Source organism: Tenacibaculum sediminilitoris (genome assembly GCF_964513795.1).
Lineage (GTDB): Bacteria > Bacteroidota > Bacteroidia > Flavobacteriales > Flavobacteriaceae > Polaribacter > Polaribacter sediminilitoris.
Genome location: NZ_CAZEQR010000001.1, coordinates 62,755 through 77,712, shown reverse-complemented (window position 1 = coordinate 77,712; position 14,958 = coordinate 62,755). Strand labels below are relative to the sequence as shown.

17 protein-coding genes are annotated in these 14,958 nt (G+C 31.3%); 12 read left to right on the top strand and 5 right to left on the bottom strand.

Features of this window, described 5'->3' with window-relative positions:
- Position 1: 1 nt before the first annotated feature.
- Both ACKTSW_RS00390 and ACKTSW_RS00385 read left to right on the top strand, forming a co-directional pair.
- Positions 2–460: a low molecular weight protein-tyrosine-phosphatase gene (locus ACKTSW_RS00390; RefSeq protein ID WP_408023292.1), complete on the top strand. Its 459-nt coding sequence runs from the start codon at positions 2–4 to the stop codon at positions 458–460.
- A complete protein-coding gene (locus ACKTSW_RS00385; protein WP_408023291.1) occupies positions 460–1,164 on the top strand; it encodes an SAM-dependent methyltransferase in 705 nt (234 codons plus the stop codon). The genes ACKTSW_RS00390 and ACKTSW_RS00385 overlap by 1 nt, the downstream gene beginning before the upstream one ends.
- Before the next feature lie 119 nt (positions 1,165–1,283).
- Here ACKTSW_RS00385 and ACKTSW_RS00380 read toward each other — a convergent pair whose 3' ends face one another.
- The 4 genes from ACKTSW_RS00380 to dapF all read right to left on the bottom strand — a co-directional run bounded on the left by ACKTSW_RS00380 (position 1,284) and on the right by dapF (position 4,392).
- Complete coding sequence (locus ACKTSW_RS00380; protein WP_408023325.1) at positions 1,284–1,871, bottom strand: peptidoglycan-binding protein LysM; 588 nt, start codon at positions 1,869–1,871, stop codon at positions 1,284–1,286.
- A gap of 199 nt (positions 1,872–2,070) precedes the next feature.
- Complete coding sequence (mltG, locus tag ACKTSW_RS00375) at positions 2,071–3,099, bottom strand: endolytic transglycosylase MltG (protein ID WP_408023290.1); 1,029 nt, start codon at positions 3,097–3,099, stop codon at positions 2,071–2,073.
- Positions 3,092–3,616: a GNAT family N-acetyltransferase gene (locus tag ACKTSW_RS00370; RefSeq protein WP_408023289.1), complete on the bottom strand. Its 525-nt coding sequence runs from the start codon at positions 3,614–3,616 to the stop codon at positions 3,092–3,094. Before ACKTSW_RS00370 ends, mltG begins: the two co-directional genes overlap by 8 nt.
- Complete coding sequence (gene dapF, locus ACKTSW_RS00365; protein WP_408023288.1) at positions 3,616–4,392, bottom strand: diaminopimelate epimerase; 777 nt, start codon at positions 4,390–4,392, stop codon at positions 3,616–3,618. Before dapF ends, ACKTSW_RS00370 begins: the two co-directional genes overlap by 1 nt.
- A gap of 137 nt (positions 4,393–4,529) precedes the next feature.
- Between dapF and ACKTSW_RS00360 the strand changes: the two genes are divergently transcribed.
- From ACKTSW_RS00360 to ACKTSW_RS00330, 7 genes are all read left to right on the top strand, one after another.
- Positions 4,530–5,897: a trypsin-like peptidase domain-containing protein gene (locus ACKTSW_RS00360; RefSeq protein ID WP_408023287.1), complete on the top strand. Its 1,368-nt coding sequence runs from the start codon at positions 4,530–4,532 to the stop codon at positions 5,895–5,897.
- A gap of 170 nt (positions 5,898–6,067) precedes the next feature.
- Entirely contained in the window at positions 6,068–7,510 is a 1,443-nt protein-coding gene (locus ACKTSW_RS00355; protein ID WP_408023286.1) for a glyceraldehyde-3-phosphate dehydrogenase, read from the top strand.
- A 98-nt stretch (positions 7,511–7,608) separates the two neighbouring features.
- Positions 7,609–7,971, top strand: coding sequence for a hypothetical protein (locus ACKTSW_RS00350; RefSeq protein WP_408023285.1), 363 nt, complete (start codon positions 7,609–7,611; stop codon positions 7,969–7,971).
- A 128-nt stretch (positions 7,972–8,099) separates the two neighbouring features.
- Entirely contained in the window at positions 8,100–8,681 is a 582-nt protein-coding gene (locus ACKTSW_RS00345; protein WP_408023284.1) for a DinB family protein, read from the top strand.
- A 2-nt stretch (positions 8,682–8,683) separates the two neighbouring features.
- On the top strand, positions 8,684–10,681 hold the full coding sequence (gene ligA / locus ACKTSW_RS00340; protein WP_408023283.1) for an NAD-dependent DNA ligase LigA: 1,998 nt from the start codon (positions 8,684–8,686) through the stop codon (positions 10,679–10,681).
- A 21-nt stretch (positions 10,682–10,702) separates the two neighbouring features.
- Complete coding sequence (locus ACKTSW_RS00335; RefSeq protein ID WP_408023282.1) at positions 10,703–11,359, top strand: lysoplasmalogenase; 657 nt, start codon at positions 10,703–10,705, stop codon at positions 11,357–11,359.
- A gap of 64 nt (positions 11,360–11,423) precedes the next feature.
- Complete coding sequence (locus ACKTSW_RS00330) at positions 11,424–11,882, top strand: GyrI-like domain-containing protein (protein ID WP_408023281.1); 459 nt, start codon at positions 11,424–11,426, stop codon at positions 11,880–11,882.
- A gap of 38 nt (positions 11,883–11,920) precedes the next feature.
- Here the strand turns inward: ACKTSW_RS00330 and ACKTSW_RS00325 are convergent, their stop codons facing one another.
- Entirely contained in the window at positions 11,921–12,310 is a 390-nt protein-coding gene (locus tag ACKTSW_RS00325) for a DoxX family membrane protein (RefSeq protein WP_408023280.1), read from the bottom strand.
- A 75-nt stretch (positions 12,311–12,385) separates the two neighbouring features.
- On the opposite strand from ACKTSW_RS00325, the gene ACKTSW_RS00320 reads away from it, so the two are divergent.
- The 3 genes from ACKTSW_RS00320 to dapA are packed head-to-tail and all read left to right on the top strand — an operon-like array spanning position 12,386 to position 14,876.
- Positions 12,386–13,459: an esterase-like activity of phytase family protein gene (locus ACKTSW_RS00320; RefSeq protein WP_408023279.1), complete on the top strand. Its 1,074-nt coding sequence runs from the start codon at positions 12,386–12,388 to the stop codon at positions 13,457–13,459.
- Positions 13,460–13,488: 29 nt separating this feature from the next.
- Positions 13,489–14,001 carry a DUF6913 domain-containing protein gene (locus ACKTSW_RS00315; protein WP_408023278.1) on the top strand — a complete coding sequence of 171 codons (513 nt, stop codon included), beginning with the start codon at positions 13,489–13,491 and terminating at the stop codon, positions 13,999–14,001.
- On the top strand, positions 14,001–14,876 hold the full coding sequence (gene dapA, locus ACKTSW_RS00310) for a 4-hydroxy-tetrahydrodipicolinate synthase (protein WP_408023277.1): 876 nt from the start codon (positions 14,001–14,003) through the stop codon (positions 14,874–14,876). Before ACKTSW_RS00315 ends, dapA begins: the two co-directional genes overlap by 1 nt.
- Positions 14,877–14,958 lie beyond the last annotated feature (82 nt).

Below are 14,958 nucleotides of genomic sequence, written 5' to 3'. Positions count from 1 at the left end.
TATGAAAAAAATATTAATGATTTGTTTAGGTAATATTTGTCGATCGCCGCTTGCTGAAGGTATTTTGCAATCGAAGCTTTCATTAAAAAGTTTTGTGGTTGATTCTGCAGGAACTGCCGATTATCATGTAGGAGAACTCCCTGATAGACGTTCTATTGAAGTGGCTAAAAAGTACGGAATAGATATTACTAATCAACGGTCAAGAAAGTTTACAAAAGCTGATTTTGATAATTTTGACATAATTTTTGTAATGGATAAGAGTAATTATGACGATATTGTAGCCATGTCAGAGACTGAAATACAGCAAAAAAAAGTGAAAATGATTTTGAAAGAGTTATATCCTGATGAGAATAGGAACGTTCCAGATCCGTATTATGGAGGAGGTCAAGGTTTTGAAAATGTATATAAAATGTTAGATGGAGCATGTAAGATTATTGCTTCAAAATTAGAACAAAAATAATGAAAGGTAAATTATACTTGATTCCTACAACATTAGGTGATACAGAACCATTAGAGGTAATGCCATTGTCGGTAAGAAAAGTAGTAGAACAATTAGATTATTTTATTGTAGAAAACGAAAAGTCTGCCAGAAGATTCATTAAAAGAATAACACCAACAAAATCGCAACCTTCGCTAGAGTTGATGTTGTTAGATAAGTATTCTGATGATTTGGAAACCAAAAATTACTTAGATGCTTGCGAGAAAGGAATATCTGTAGGTTTACTTTCAGAAGCAGGAGTTCCAGCTGTAGCAGATCCAGGTGCAAGTATTGTTAAGCTGGCACATCAAAAAGGAGTTCAAGTAGTTCCATTAGTAGGACCTTCTTCTATCTTATTGGCAATCATGGCTTCTGGAATGAACGGACAAAGTTTTGCTTTCAATGGTTATTTACCTATTGATAAATCAGATAGAAAAAGAGCAATTAAAGATTTAGAAAAACTTTCAAAAGAGAAGAATCAATCGCAGCTTTTCATTGAGACACCATATAGAAATGAAAAAATGTTGGATGATTTGCGAGCTACGTTGTCTCCTGAAACAAGAGTTTGTGTAGCGTGTGATATAACACTTCCAACAGAGTATATAAAAACGTTAACAGTAAAAGAGTGGAAGCAAGTAAAAACAGATTTACATAAGCGACCAGCAATTTTTATTATTCATAAATAATTACATTGAGTGAACTCTACATTGTTAGGACGGTAAAAAGATATTAAAAACACCATTTTGATTTTATCAAAATGGTGTTTTTAATTGGTTGTGTTTGCAAATAACTAGATTCTTTGTGATTAAACCGTAGGTTTTTTGTTGGCTTTGATATTAGAAACATCATAACCTGCAAACTTTTTAAGGTATAATTGTATTGAAGTTCCATAAGCATCATTAAAACGGACAACTCCATTTGAACGTAAGAACTTTTTTACATTACCAGCGCCACTTAAATGTGCTGCTGCTAAAATACCAGATTCGGTTATTTTAACTCCATTAATGGTTTTACCAACACTTCTCCTAATGTCTTTTCTTAAAATCCATTTGTTTAATTTACAATAAGCTACAAATGTTCGTTCTTGTAATTCTGGTTTTTTAAGAAAATTAATAGTATTGTAAATCCTAAATCTTTTTAGGGTTTCTTTACCAAATTGGTATTTCCCTAAATATCCAAGTGTATTCACTACTCTGTACCTACCTTGTGATTCTTTAAATGCTAATGCTTCTTTAAATCCTACAAAATCATTTAATAAAAAAGGAATGTTTACCTTTTCTACCTTATGAATTGGTATTGGCGTTGTTGTAGTAGTTTTTTCTTTTTTAGCTGTAGTCTCTGTAAAACTGGTTAATAATACAAATCCTAAAAAAATAAATACTAAATGTTTGATAATTAGATACTTTCTGTTTAGCGGCGCAAATATACAGTAAATTTTTATAACAGACTATAAATCAGTAAACTATAGTTTTATCTATTGAGAATTAAGTTGTTCTTTGGTGCTTTTTTTAGGTAAAACATATAAAAAAAGTATTTTAATTGTGTTTTTAGTATTTTTTTTAATAAAAAAATAAGAATAAAATTTTGTTAATTTACCTCTTAATTCCCTGTTGATTTACCCATTGTTGGTATTTAATAGCATTTCTATTATGCTGTGCTAAAGAGTTAGCAAATTCATGAAAACCAATTTTATCAACACTAGCACACATATAATAATAATTATGTTGATGATGATTTAAAACAGCATCAATAGACGAAATATCTGGCATTGCAATTAACGTAGGAGGAAGTCCTGTATTTTTATAGGTATTGTAAGGTGAGTTTATTACTAAATCTTTGTTCAATACTCTTTTTACAACAAAATCTTGCCCTTTAATTTCTTTAATAGCGTATATAACTGTAGGGTCTGCTTGTAAAGGCCAATTATCTTTTAGTCTATTTAAGTATAGGCCAGCAACAATGGGGCGTTCTATTTTCTTAGCTGTTTCTTTCTGAACGATAGAGGCTAAAGTAGTTACTTCTTCTTTAGAGAGGTTTAGTTTTTTAGCTTTTTCTAATCTAGCAGAAGTCCAGAAACGATTGTATTCACGTAACATTTTATCGCGGAACTTTTCAGCAGAAGTATTCCAATAAAACTCATAACTATTAGGGATATACATTCCTAATACAGATTTTTTAGTAAATTTATTGGTAGCTAAAAAAGAAGGATCTTTCATAGCTTGTAAAAGAGTAATTGAGTCTGCCTCGATTTGTTCTGCTATTCTTCCTGCTAATTTCTCTAAGGTATCTTGGTTGTTAAAAGATAAAGTAATTGGTGTTTGATTTCCGCTTCTTAAAAGGTTTACAACATCATTCATGTTCATGCCCTTTTTTAATAGGTATTTTCCACCCTTAGGTTGTGTGAATTTTTTCTTTTTGGCAACCCAAACAAAATTTTCAGGATGTTTAACAAATTCAGAGAGTTGTTTTTTAATATCTACAAAAGAAGCGTTAGAGCCTATATAGATAGCACCATTTTTAGTAACAGCTTTACCAAAAATTTTTTGATAGTAGTTAAAACCAATAATTCCGCCAATTAAAAAAATAGCAGCAATACCTCCTAAGATGATTTTCTTATTCATTGATTAATTGAAATAATAGTTCGTTTTTATATGTTCCGTTATGAAATGTCCAATCTTTTTTAACTCCAATTAGCTCAAAGTTTTGTTTTTTAAAAAGATATAAACTGTTTGTATTGTCGTGAGTAATATTAGCATATAATTGATGTAAATGCAAATGTGTAAAACAATAGTTAATTAGTAATTGTAAAGCTTCAGAGGCAAACCCTTTCTGTTGAGAATCAGGGTGAATTAAGATGCCGATACCAGCCCTCTTATGTTGTGGGTTAAAATCAAACAAATCTATCATACCAATGGATTTACTTGTTGTTTTTTCATCAATAACTAATCGTAACTGTTTAGCTTCATAAATATCTAAATGAGCATTTTCTAAATATTTCTTTAATAAGAATTTAGAAAACGGAGCTTGCGTATGACTCACTTCCCAAAAGGATTCATTATTTTCAATCTGAAATAAAAATGCTAAATCTTCAGGTTCTAAAGCTCTTAATTTAATATGTGTTCCAGTTAACGTGTGCACTAAATATTTATTTTACCTTCAAATACAAATGTAGCAGGTCCTTTTAAAAACACATTGCAATAGATTCCATCTTGTTCTTCAAAAGAAACTTCTAACTCTCCGCCTTCAACAGGCAAGGTAATAGATGAACTGTTTGTTTTTTTAGTTGCATGCATGGCTATAGCAACGGCAGTAACACCTGTTCCGCAGGCTAAAGTTTCATTTTCAACACCACGCTCGTAGGTGCGTACTTTAAAAGTGTTATTTGTTATTTGTTCTACAAAATTAACATTACTACCTTCGGTACCATAAATTTCATTCCTGATTTTTTTTCCATTTAAAAAAACATCATAATTAGCAAGGTTGTTTACCAATTGAACATGATGTGGCGATCCTGTATTGGTAAAAACGTACTTGTCAAAAACATTCACCTTGTTAACATCAATCATTTGTAAAGAAACAAGGTTGTTAAAAATAGAAGCATGATGCAGTCCATCAATGGCAATAAAAGTAGTTTCAGTTTCGAAAAGTCCAAGTTTGTGAGCAAAAGCTACAATACAACGCCCTCCGTTACCACACATAGTGCTTTCATTTCCGTCAGAGTTGTAATACACCATCTTAAAATCGGTAGCATCGTCTTCCTCAAGTAAGATAAGACCATCGGCACCAATGCCGAAGTGTCTATCACATAATTTTGCAATTATGTCAGTTTTATTTTTTGGAAAGGTTTTTGAACGATTATCAATAATGATAAAATCGTTACCCGTTCCTTGGTATTTGTAAAATTCTAAATCCATAATAATAAACAAAGATACATATTTTATCAAGGAAAGAAGATTGTTAAATAGCGGTTAAAATCAGTTAAATTGAAGTTAAACACATTTACTTGAAATGTTAAAAACTGTATATTTGAAGTATAAAATTTTGTAAGCATATGAAGAAAATAATTAGAACTTTAGGAATTGCGATTTTAGGAGGCGCAATAGCACTTGCAGGATATAAGACACTTATAGAGAAACCGCAAGTGATTGTAGAAAAAGCGGTAGAACCAACAATGCAAACTGTAAAGGCAAGTTATACGCCAACGGTAATAAACTCAACGTCAACACCAACCGACTTTACAGAAGCAGCTGGTAAAACAGTACATGCGGTAGTACATGTTAAAAACACATCTATACGAACACAACAAAACCCATTAGCCGAATTGTTTTATGGTAGAGGAAGTGGAACAAGAAAATTTGAGCAAATAGGTACAGGAAGTGGCGTAATTATTTCACCTGACGGGTATATTGTAACCAACAATCATGTAATTGAAGGAGCAAGTGATATTGAAATTACGCTGAATAATCAAAAAAAGTTAAAGGCAACTTTAATTGGAGCAGATAAAAGTAACGATATAGCTTTGTTAAAAGTAGAGGCTGACTTTGAATTGCCTAATATACCTTTTGGAAATTCCGATAATATAAAAGTAGGAGAATGGGTCTTAGCAGTAGGGAATCCGTATAATTTAACATCAACAGTAACGGCGGGTATTGTAAGTGCTAAAGGACGTGATTTAGATGGAAATACTAATATTGACTCATTTATTCAAACAGATGCAGCTGTAAACCCAGGGAATAGTGGAGGAGCTTTAGTAAATACAAGAGGAGAATTAATAGGAATTAATACGGCAATTTCCTCAAGAACAGGTTCGTTTATAGGCTATTCATTTGCAGTACCTTCAAACATAGCTAAAAAAGTAGTAGATGATTTATTAGAGTTTGGAACTGTTCAAGAGGCTTTAATAGGTATAAGTTATGATGATACTGAGGATGGTGTGGAAGTTACAACAGTAACAGAAAATGGAGGAGCAGAAAAAGCAGGAATAAAAAAAGGAGATATTATTACAAAAATTAATAATGTGAAAATTTCTAAGTTTTCAGATTTAAAAGGACAACTAACTGCGAGAAGACCTGGGGATAAAGTTATAGTGACTGTTGTTAGAGATGGAAATGAGCTAGAAAAATTAGTAGTTTTAAGTAAAAAAGATTTTGTTTCAGTAGGAAGTTTAGGGATAATAATTAAAGATTTGTCAAAGTCTGATTTGAAAAAGAATAAATTAAATTCAGGTGCCAAAATTACTGAAAATGTAAATCCTTTTTTAAAACGATTAGGTGTAGATAAAGGTTTTATAATAACTAGAATAAATGAATCTGAAGTTAAAGATGCAAAAGACGCTAAAAGAAAACTTTTGGAAAGCAGTTCTTTAATTTTAGAAGGAATAAATTTAAAAGGAGAGAAAGTTAGGTATGGTCTAAAATAAAAAAATAGATGTATAAAAAGTTTCCTAGAAGAACAAACTACATATCTTAAAATGAAAAGCCTTGTTAAAATCGTTTTAACAAGGCTTTTTTCTTTTGTAAAACCAATAAAAAATAAAGAAGAAATACCTATTTTTGCACAAATTTTTTAATTTTTAGTTAACACACAACTATGTCAACAATAACAAATTACGAAAAAGAAGTAGTAAATCAAGCGCAAGTTCGAAGAGCTACGGTTGAGTTTATTAATATCGTTAACGATTTATGGTACGATAAATCTATCGAGTTAGTATTATTTAGAAACCCATTAGTAGATAAAAGAGCTAGTGAGGTTTTAAACTTAATTGATTATGCTAAAGAGTTTGTGGCGAAGCCAATAACCATAGAAGATGCTTTAGAAATAGCTAAAGCAATTCAATCAATTGATTTACCACCATCAAAATTAGATATTGGTAAATTAGCGTACGAATTTCATTTACAAGATGATGCATTAGCAGATAAGGTGGCTTTTGTAAAAGAGCAATTAAAAGATGCAACTGAAACAGAAAACATTCAACCAAAAGACGTAGTATTATACGGTTTTGGACGTATTGGTCGTTTATTAGCTCGTGAATTGAGTAGCAAAATGGGTAAAGGTTCTCAATTACGATTAAGAGCTGTAGTAACTCGTGGTAAAATAGATCAAACAGTATTAGAAAAAAGAGCTTCTTTATTAAGTGTAGATTCTGTACACGGAGATTTCTTAGGAACAGTTCAGGTAGATGCTGATAACAACGCTTTAATCATTAACGGTACAACTGTTCACATGATTTCTGCTGCACAACCAGAAGATATTGATTATACGCAATACGGAATTAACGATGCGTTAATTATTGATAATACAGGTGCTTTTAGAGATGAAGAAGCATTAAGTCGTCATTTAAAAGCAAAAGGAGCTAGTAAAGTATTATTAACTGCTCCAGGTGCAGGTGTGCCAAATATTGTTCATGGAGTAAATCATGAAGAAAACAACCCTGATAATATCGATATTTTCTCAGCAGCTTCATGTACTACCAATGCTATTACTCCAGTATTAAAAGTGTTAGAAGATAACTTCGGAATTAAAAAAGGACACTTAGAAACAATTCATGCATACACGAATGACCAAAATTTGGTTGATAACATGCATAAGAAATACCGTAGAGGTAGAGCTGCTGCGTTGAACATGGTGATTACTGAAACAGGAGCAGGAAAAGCAGTAGCTAAAGCATTACCATCACTGGCAGGTAAATTAACTTCAAGTGCTATTCGTGTACCAGTGCCAAATGGATCATTAGCAATACTAAACTTACAATTAAATACTCCAGCAACAGTTGAGTCTGTGAATGCTATTATGAAACAATATGCATTAGAAGGAAATTTAGTAGAGCAAATTCAATACTCTTTAAGTAACGAATTAGTGTCTTCTGATATTGTAGGAACAACAGCACCATCTATTTTTGACAGTAAAGCAACGATTGCAGATGGAGATACTATTGTAATTTATGTATGGTATGATAATGAATATGGGTATTCACACCAAGTAATGCGTTTAGCAAAACATATAGCTAAAGTACGCCGTTATACATACTATTAACAGTCAATGAATTAAAATATAAAAGTCGAAATATTGATTTGTTTTTCGGCTTTTTTTTTGTTATATTTGGTTCAATAACCCCCTAAATAACTTCCTCAATGAAGAAAGTAATCATATTGCTGCTTTTATTACTTGCTAGTACAACACTGATTTATTCTCAAGAATTAAACTCACTAATTTCAGGTAAATGGTTTGTGACTTCAATGAAAGTTGGAAATGAAAAAATTGAGTTTTTAAAAGAATCTAGTTGGTTAGAGTTTAGTTCTGATGGAAAATACGAAATGGTAATAAATAATAAGAAAGAAGAAGGAACTTGGAAACTTATTAAAGAAAAGAAAGAACTTGAATTTGATAATAAAAGTTTCGAAAGCAACTTAAAGATAGAAAAAATTAATAAAAAAGAACTTTTGGTTTCAGCAAGAGGTGAAAAAAACATCTATACTATGTGGTTAAAAAGATAAGCTGCTAAAGTTTAACTTTTTACAAACCGAGGTAAGGGATTATCTCGGTTTTTTTTGTTATTGGAAATAAAAATTGCCTTCATAACACATAAATCTTTTCCTTAAATTAGCGTCAAAAACTAGATTAAATGAAGACAATACTTAAACCTATACTATTGTTGTTTGCAGTAATAACAACTAACGGACAAAATAAACTACCATATTATGAAATACCCAAACAAGCTGAAGAGTTTACGGCTGGTACAGTAGCTTCTAGAATGATAGATGGTTTAGGGTTTCGTTATTATTGGGCAACAGAAGGTCTAGTTGAGCAAGACTTATCATTTAAACCTAGTAAAGAAGCAAGAAGCATGCTTGAGACCTTAGATCATATTCTTGTATTATCCATCATGACATTAAGTGCAGTTGAAGGTACCGATATAAAATTTCCAAAAAAAGGAGCTTTTACATTTGTCGAAATGAGAAGGTTGACGCTAGAAAATTTTAAAAAGACGAGTGATATTTTAAAATCCACCAACGATTTATCAAAATTTACAATGAAGCTTAAAAGAGGAAATGGTGAAGTTGAAGAATATCCATTTTGGAATCAATTAAATGGGCCAATTGCAGATGCTATTTGGCATGTTGGTCAAGTAGTTTCATTTCGTCGTACGGCTGGTAATTCATTACCAAAAGGACCAAGTTTTTTAACGGGAAAAGTAAGGAAGTAAAAATGACGATTGAAGAGAGAATACATTTACTTAGAAAAGAGTTACACACACACAATCATAGTTATTATGTGTTAGATGAACCAACGATATCTGACTATGAGTTCGATATTAAATTAAAAGAACTGCAACAATTAGAAGACGAAAACCCTGAATATTTTGACCCAAATTCACCAACGCAACGAGTTGGAGGAGAAGTTACTAAAAATTTTGAAACCGTTACTCATAAAAATAGAATGTACTCTTTGGATAATTCGTATTCAAAAGAAGATTTGTTGGATTGGGAAAAGCGTATTCAGAAAATTTTGGGAACAGATCAAATACAATATACATGCGAGTTGAAATACGACGGAGCTTCTATTAATTTAACTTATGAAAATGGTCGATTTGTAAAAGCAGTAACTCGTGGAGATGGTTTTCAAGGAGACAATGTAACCACTAATATTCGAACCATAAAATCAATTCCGTTAGTGCCTAATAGTGAGTTTGTTACCAACTTTGAAATGCGTGGAGAAATCATATTACCATTGGAAGGGTTTCATAAAATGAATGAAGAACGCGTAGAAAACGATGAAGAACCTTATAGAAATCCGCGTAACACTGCTAGTGGAAGTTTAAAATTACAAGATAGTGCTGAGGTTGCGAAGCGTCCGTTAGATTGTTTACTATATCAAGTGGTTACCAATGAACGCAAATATGCGTCACATTTTGAAAGTTTAGAAGCAGCCAGAAGAGTAGGGTTCAAAATTCCTGATACAATTGTTTTGGTAAAATCTATTGAAGAAGTGTTGAACTTTGTAAATGAATGGGATGTAAAGCGTCACACGTTACCTTATGAAACTGATGGAGTTGTAGTAAAAGTAAATTCATACCAACAACAAGATGAATTAGGATATACAGCAAAAGCACCACGTTGGGCAATTGCTTATAAGTTTAAAGCTGAACAAGTTTCAACAGTATTAAATGAAATTACCTATCAGGTAGGTAGAACTGGAGCAATTACTCCAGTAGCAAACTTAGAACCTGTGCAATTAGCAGGAACGATTGTAAAAAGAGCATCATTACATAACGCAGACCAAATAGCAAAATTAGATGTACGAATAGGCGATACAGTTTTTGTTGAAAAAGGAGGAGAAATTATCCCGAAAATTATTGCTGTTGATTTAACAAAACGACCAGTAGATTCTGTTCCTACACAATATGCTACATATTGCCCCGAATGTAATACTGAATTAGTCAGAACTGAAGGAGATGCGAAGCATTATTGTCCGAATGAATTTGGATGTGCACCACAAATTACTGGAAGAATCAAGCATTTTATCAGTAGAAAAGCGATGGATATTGATGGTTTAGGAGGAGAAACTGTTGATTTATTACGTAAAGAAGGTTTGATAAAGAACTATGCGGATTTGTATGACTTAACGGAAGAGCAAGTTATTCCGTTAGAGCGAATGGCTGAAAAATCAGCGCAAAATATGATTGAAGGAATTGAAAAATCAAAAGAAATTCCGTTTGAAAAAGTGTTGTTTGCATTAGGAATCCGTTTTGTAGGTGAAACCGTAGCAAAAAAGTTAGCAAAACATTTTAAGTCGATAGATAACCTACTAAATGCCGATTTCGAAACACTAATTGCGGTTGACGAAATTGGTGATAGAATTGCACAAAGTATTATTGATTTTTCAAATGATTTAGGAAATATTGAATTGGTAAACCGATTAAAATCACATGGAGTTCAACTAGAAGTTTCAGCAGAAAGTTTAGAAGGGCAAACTGATAAGTTATCAGGTAAGGTATTTGTGGTTTCAGGAGTTTTTCATCAAATGAGTAGAAGTGAGCTTAAAAAAGCAATTGAAGACAACGGAGGGAAGGTATCGAGTTCCATTTCTAAAAAAACTACCTATATTGTAGCAGGTGATAATATGGGACCAAGTAAACTTACCAAAGCTGAAAGTTTAGGTATTCCAATTATTTCTGAACAAGATTTTATTGATATGATATCTTAATTTTTAATTAAAAAGGAAAAAATGACCAACCAAACTAAAATAACCCTAGCTTCCATGGTGTTTTTATTAGTTGCTATTGCCGATGTGTATGCAGTAATAACTCAAAATAAAACAATAGAAATGATTTTTAAACCTTTATTAATGACAACACTAGCGGTAGTGTATTTGGTATCGGTAAAAAAGCCTAGTTTTTGGTTGTTGTCAGCATTGTTTTTTTCGTTTTGGGGTGATGTTTTCCTGCTAGATAAAACAAACTTTTTTGTGTTTGGTTTAGCCTCATTCTTGGTGGCACATGTTGTTTATATTAAAATAATTACCAATTTTCTATATAAAGATTTAGCAGTAAAAATACTAACATCGGCCATTCCTTTTGTATTGTTATTTGTTGGGTTGTTAGGTTTAATTTATAATAATTTAGGAGATTTGTTGCTGCCTGTAATTGTATACGGAGTAGCAATTTCAACTTTTGGTACGGCTGCATTATTAAATTATCGTCAACAAAAAACAACAGGAAATTCTTGGTTATTATTAGGAGCTATATTGTTTATTGCTTCTGACAGTCTTATAGCATTAAATAACTTTTATACACCTAAAAGGTTGTTTGATATTGCTATAATCATCCTGTATATCGTTTCTCAATACTTAATTGTTAAAGCAATCATAGCTAAAGAAAAATAAAAGCTACCGACATAGGGTTGACATAATGAGGTTTTATTTTTGTTGAAAATAAAAAAAACAAAAGATGAGTACAGGACAAAATAAACCGTTTTACGTGATAGGAATTTCAGTAAGAACCACTAACGAGAATCAACAAGCTGCAAAAGATATACCTGCTTTATGGCAGCGATTTATGTCAGAAAATATAGCTGAACAAATACCTAATAGACTTTCAAATGAAGTATACGCTGTGTATACGGATTATGAATCAGATTACACCAAGCCATACACAACAATTATAGGTTGTAAAGTAAAAGATATAGCTGCTGTTCCAGAAGGTATGACGTATAAGAGAATAGAAGCACCAAACTATAAAACATATGTAGCAAAAGGAAGCTTAACAGAGAATATTGTCTATAACAAATGGTTAGAGATTTGGAATGAAGATATAAATAGAGCTTATACATCTGATTATGAGGTATATGGAGTAAAAGCATCAGACCCAACAAATACAGAAGTAGAAATATTTATAGGAGTAAACTAATAAAAAGGGTGGTTTAAAACCGCTCTTTCTAATTTAAATTAATTTTTATCTCCAACAAAAGGTATATTATTTCTATGAAAAATCAATAGAATCACTCCAGAGATAAAGGTTACGATAGCACTTATAAACAAAGTACCACCGTCTTCGTTATGTTCAATACCTAAAATAGTTAAGTGGCTCATAATTGCTCCACCCATTAAACCAATAGTTAGCAAGGCACCTAGCCAAGTTTTTTTAGGAATAAATATAAGTATGGAAGCAATTAATTCAAAAATACCCGTACTTATTCGCATATAAGCCTCATTGTTTCCAGCTATTTTAGTAAATAAATCAACACTTTCTTGAGCTCCAGTAAATTTAAAAAACAATGTTTGAAGCATTATAATAGCCGCTATTAGTTTTAAGATTAAAAGAATATATTTTTTCATGTCTAACTAAATCTATCGAGTTAGACGTTATAATTTTTAATGCTTACATAAACTAAAAACAATACTTTTGTAAGTATGAAAAAAATAGTACTAGCCCTGTCGGTTTTTGGTTTGTTAGCTTGTAAACAACAAGAAATAGCACTTAACTTTTTAGATGAATATGTGGTAAAAGATTCTTTAGTTATTAATAACACTGTCATCGGTGGAATTTCTGGAATTGATTATTACAATAACAATTACTATATGGTAGTTGATGATGCTACAAACCCAAGAATTTTAGTAGGAGATATTACTGTTAAAAATGATTCGATACAATCGGTAAATTTTGAAGATGTTATTATAGTCGATACTATAAGTCAGTTTACTAAAAACCACGTGTTAGATTTAGAGTCTATTTTTGTAGATAAAGAAACCATCAACTTAGTAAGTGAAGGATCTATTCAATATAAAAAAGACCCAAGTATATTTGAAATAGATACAAAAGGAAATTTTAAACAAGAGGTAGAGATACCTAATTATTTCAAAGCAGCATCCAAAGCAAAACCAAAACATAATAGTGTTTTTGAAAGTTCTTCAAAAAGTTTTGACGGAAAAGGTTTTTGGGTAGCAATGGAAGCTCCTTTAGAGGCAGACGGAGAAGAACCAACATTTCATGAAACACAATCTCCTGTTAGAATAACGTATTTTGATAACGAATCAAAAAAAGCTACCAAACAATTCGCATATCAATTAGAGAAAATTGATAAACCAGCTAAAGGAAAAATAAATCTAAATGGAACTACTGCTATTTTAGAATATCAAAAAAATCAGTTTTTTATAATTGAAAGAGCATATCAAAGTGGTTATGGTAGTCATGGAAATGTAGTTAGAATTTTTAAAGCTACTATAGATAATACTTCAACAAATACACTAGAAAAACAATCTTTAAAAAACGAAAAATATATACCTTTAAAAAAAGAACTGTTATTTGATTTTAGTACTGTTGAAAATCAATTAACTGATGGAATTATAGATAATATTGAAGCAATTACTTTTGGTCCAATATTACAAAACGGAAACAAATCATTAATCTTAGTCACTGATGATAACTTTCAATTGTATGGAAGGCAGTTAAATCAATTTTTATTACTAGAAATTGAAGAGAAATAATATAAATTAACTACCATTAATTTTTACAGATGATAAGCACCCTAAAGAAGAAATCCATTCAAAAAGCATACGACAAACTAGTTGTAAAAAAAGAGAATATTCCTCATAAAAAAATCAAAGTTAAAAGTGTAGCAATATTGCTAGATAATGAAGCTTTAGTAAATGTAGTAATAGCCAACTTAACAAACATTTTTCCTTTTCAAAAAACAGACATAAGAGTACTAGTTTGTAAAGAGTACTCAAAAAAAGAGGAACCCTCTCCAGAGTTTTTTACCGAAAAAGATTTTGGCTTCAAAGCGAGTTTAAAATCCGACAATTTGAAAGATTTCGTTAAAAACAAATATGACCTACTCATAAACTATACAAAAACGTCAAACTTATTAACGAATATGGTAACTTTGTTGTCACAAGCAGATTTTAAAGCAGGTTTTGCAGAAATTGACGATAGATTGTACGACATAGTAGTATCTGATGCTAGTTTTAACGAAGCCGTTTTAAATCAAGAATTAAAAAAATACCTAACGATTTTAAATAAAATATAATGCAAAAGTTTGTAGGAACTGGAGTAGCTTTAGTAACTCCTTTCAATGAAGATTTAAGTGTAGACTTCGAAGCACTTAAAAAGTTAGTAAATTACAATATTGAAAACGGTACAAACTATTTAGTAATAAATGGAACTACTGGAGAAAGTGCTACGATTACTAAAGAAGAAAAAATTGAAATAATTAAAGTAATTACTGAAGAAAATAAAGGACGTTTACCGTTAGTTTTAGGAGTAGGAGGCAACAACACACAAATGGTGATTGAAGAGTTAGAAACATTAGATTTGTCTGGAATCGATGGTATTTTATCAGTAGCTCCATACTATAGCAAACCAACCCAAGAAGGATTCTATCAGCACTATAAAGCAATTTCTCTAGCGAGTCCTAAGCCAATTATTATGTATAATGTTCCTGGTAGAACAGCAAAAAACATGGAACCAGCAACAACGTTACGATTGGCAAGAGATTTTAAAAATATTGTTGCAGTTAAAGAAGCAGGAAACAATCAACAACAATACTACGAGTTGTTAAAAGATAAACCTGAAGACTTTTTAGTAATTTCTGGTGATGATGATTTAGCTGTTGGAGTAACTTTAGCAGGCGGAGCAGGAGTTATCTCTGTAATAGGACAAGCATTACCCAAAGAGTTTTCGAAAATGATTCAGTTAGGGTTAGCAGGAAAAGCAAAAGAAGCTTATGATATACACTACAAATTAATGGATGTAGTAAATCTTATTTTTGAAGAAAACAATCCAGCAGGAATCAAAGCGGTACTACAAAAGCTAGGAATCTGTTTAGATGAAGTACGTTTACCATTAGTAAGAGCCTCAGAAGAATTACAAACAAAAATATCAGATTTTATAGATAATCTATAAACTGTCTTAAATAATAGAAACACAAAAGGCTACAATTTCGTTATTGTAGTCTTTTTTTAGCATCTTTGTATAAAGAGTAATT

What these genes read in the sequence shown, in the direction of transcription:
- ACKTSW_RS00330 (WP_408023281.1), top strand. Translation starts at nt 11,424, where the DNA reads ATGAGTACAGGACAAAATAAACCGTTTTACGTGATAGGAATTTCAGTA.
- ACKTSW_RS00390 (WP_408023292.1), top strand. Translation starts at nt 2, where the DNA reads ATGAAAAAAATATTAATGATTTGTTTAGGTAATATTTGTCGATCGCCG.
- dapA (WP_408023277.1), top strand. Translation starts at nt 14,001, where the DNA reads ATGCAAAAGTTTGTAGGAACTGGAGTAGCTTTAGTAACTCCTTTCAAT.
- ACKTSW_RS00315 (WP_408023278.1), top strand. Translation starts at nt 13,489, where the DNA reads ATGATAAGCACCCTAAAGAAGAAATCCATTCAAAAAGCATACGACAAA.
- mltG (WP_408023290.1), bottom strand. Translation starts at nt 3,099, where the DNA reads ATGAATAAGAAAATCATCTTAGGAGGTATTGCTGCTATTTTTTTAATT.
- ACKTSW_RS00320 (WP_408023279.1), top strand. Translation starts at nt 12,386, where the DNA reads ATGAAAAAAATAGTACTAGCCCTGTCGGTTTTTGGTTTGTTAGCTTGT.
- ligA (WP_408023283.1), top strand. Translation starts at nt 8,684, where the DNA reads ATGACGATTGAAGAGAGAATACATTTACTTAGAAAAGAGTTACACACA.
- dapF (WP_408023288.1), bottom strand. Translation starts at nt 4,392, where the DNA reads ATGGATTTAGAATTTTACAAATACCAAGGAACGGGTAACGATTTTATC.
- ACKTSW_RS00325 (WP_408023280.1), bottom strand. Translation starts at nt 12,310, where the DNA reads ATGAAAAAATATATTCTTTTAATCTTAAAACTAATAGCGGCTATTATA.
- ACKTSW_RS00335 (WP_408023282.1), top strand. Translation starts at nt 10,703, where the DNA reads ATGACCAACCAAACTAAAATAACCCTAGCTTCCATGGTGTTTTTATTA.
- ACKTSW_RS00350 (WP_408023285.1), top strand. Translation starts at nt 7,609, where the DNA reads ATGAAGAAAGTAATCATATTGCTGCTTTTATTACTTGCTAGTACAACA.
- ACKTSW_RS00345 (WP_408023284.1), top strand. Translation starts at nt 8,100, where the DNA reads ATGAAGACAATACTTAAACCTATACTATTGTTGTTTGCAGTAATAACA.
- ACKTSW_RS00360 (WP_408023287.1), top strand. Translation starts at nt 4,530, where the DNA reads ATGAAGAAAATAATTAGAACTTTAGGAATTGCGATTTTAGGAGGCGCA.
- ACKTSW_RS00355 (WP_408023286.1), top strand. Translation starts at nt 6,068, where the DNA reads ATGTCAACAATAACAAATTACGAAAAAGAAGTAGTAAATCAAGCGCAA.
- ACKTSW_RS00385 (WP_408023291.1), top strand. Translation starts at nt 460, where the DNA reads ATGAAAGGTAAATTATACTTGATTCCTACAACATTAGGTGATACAGAA.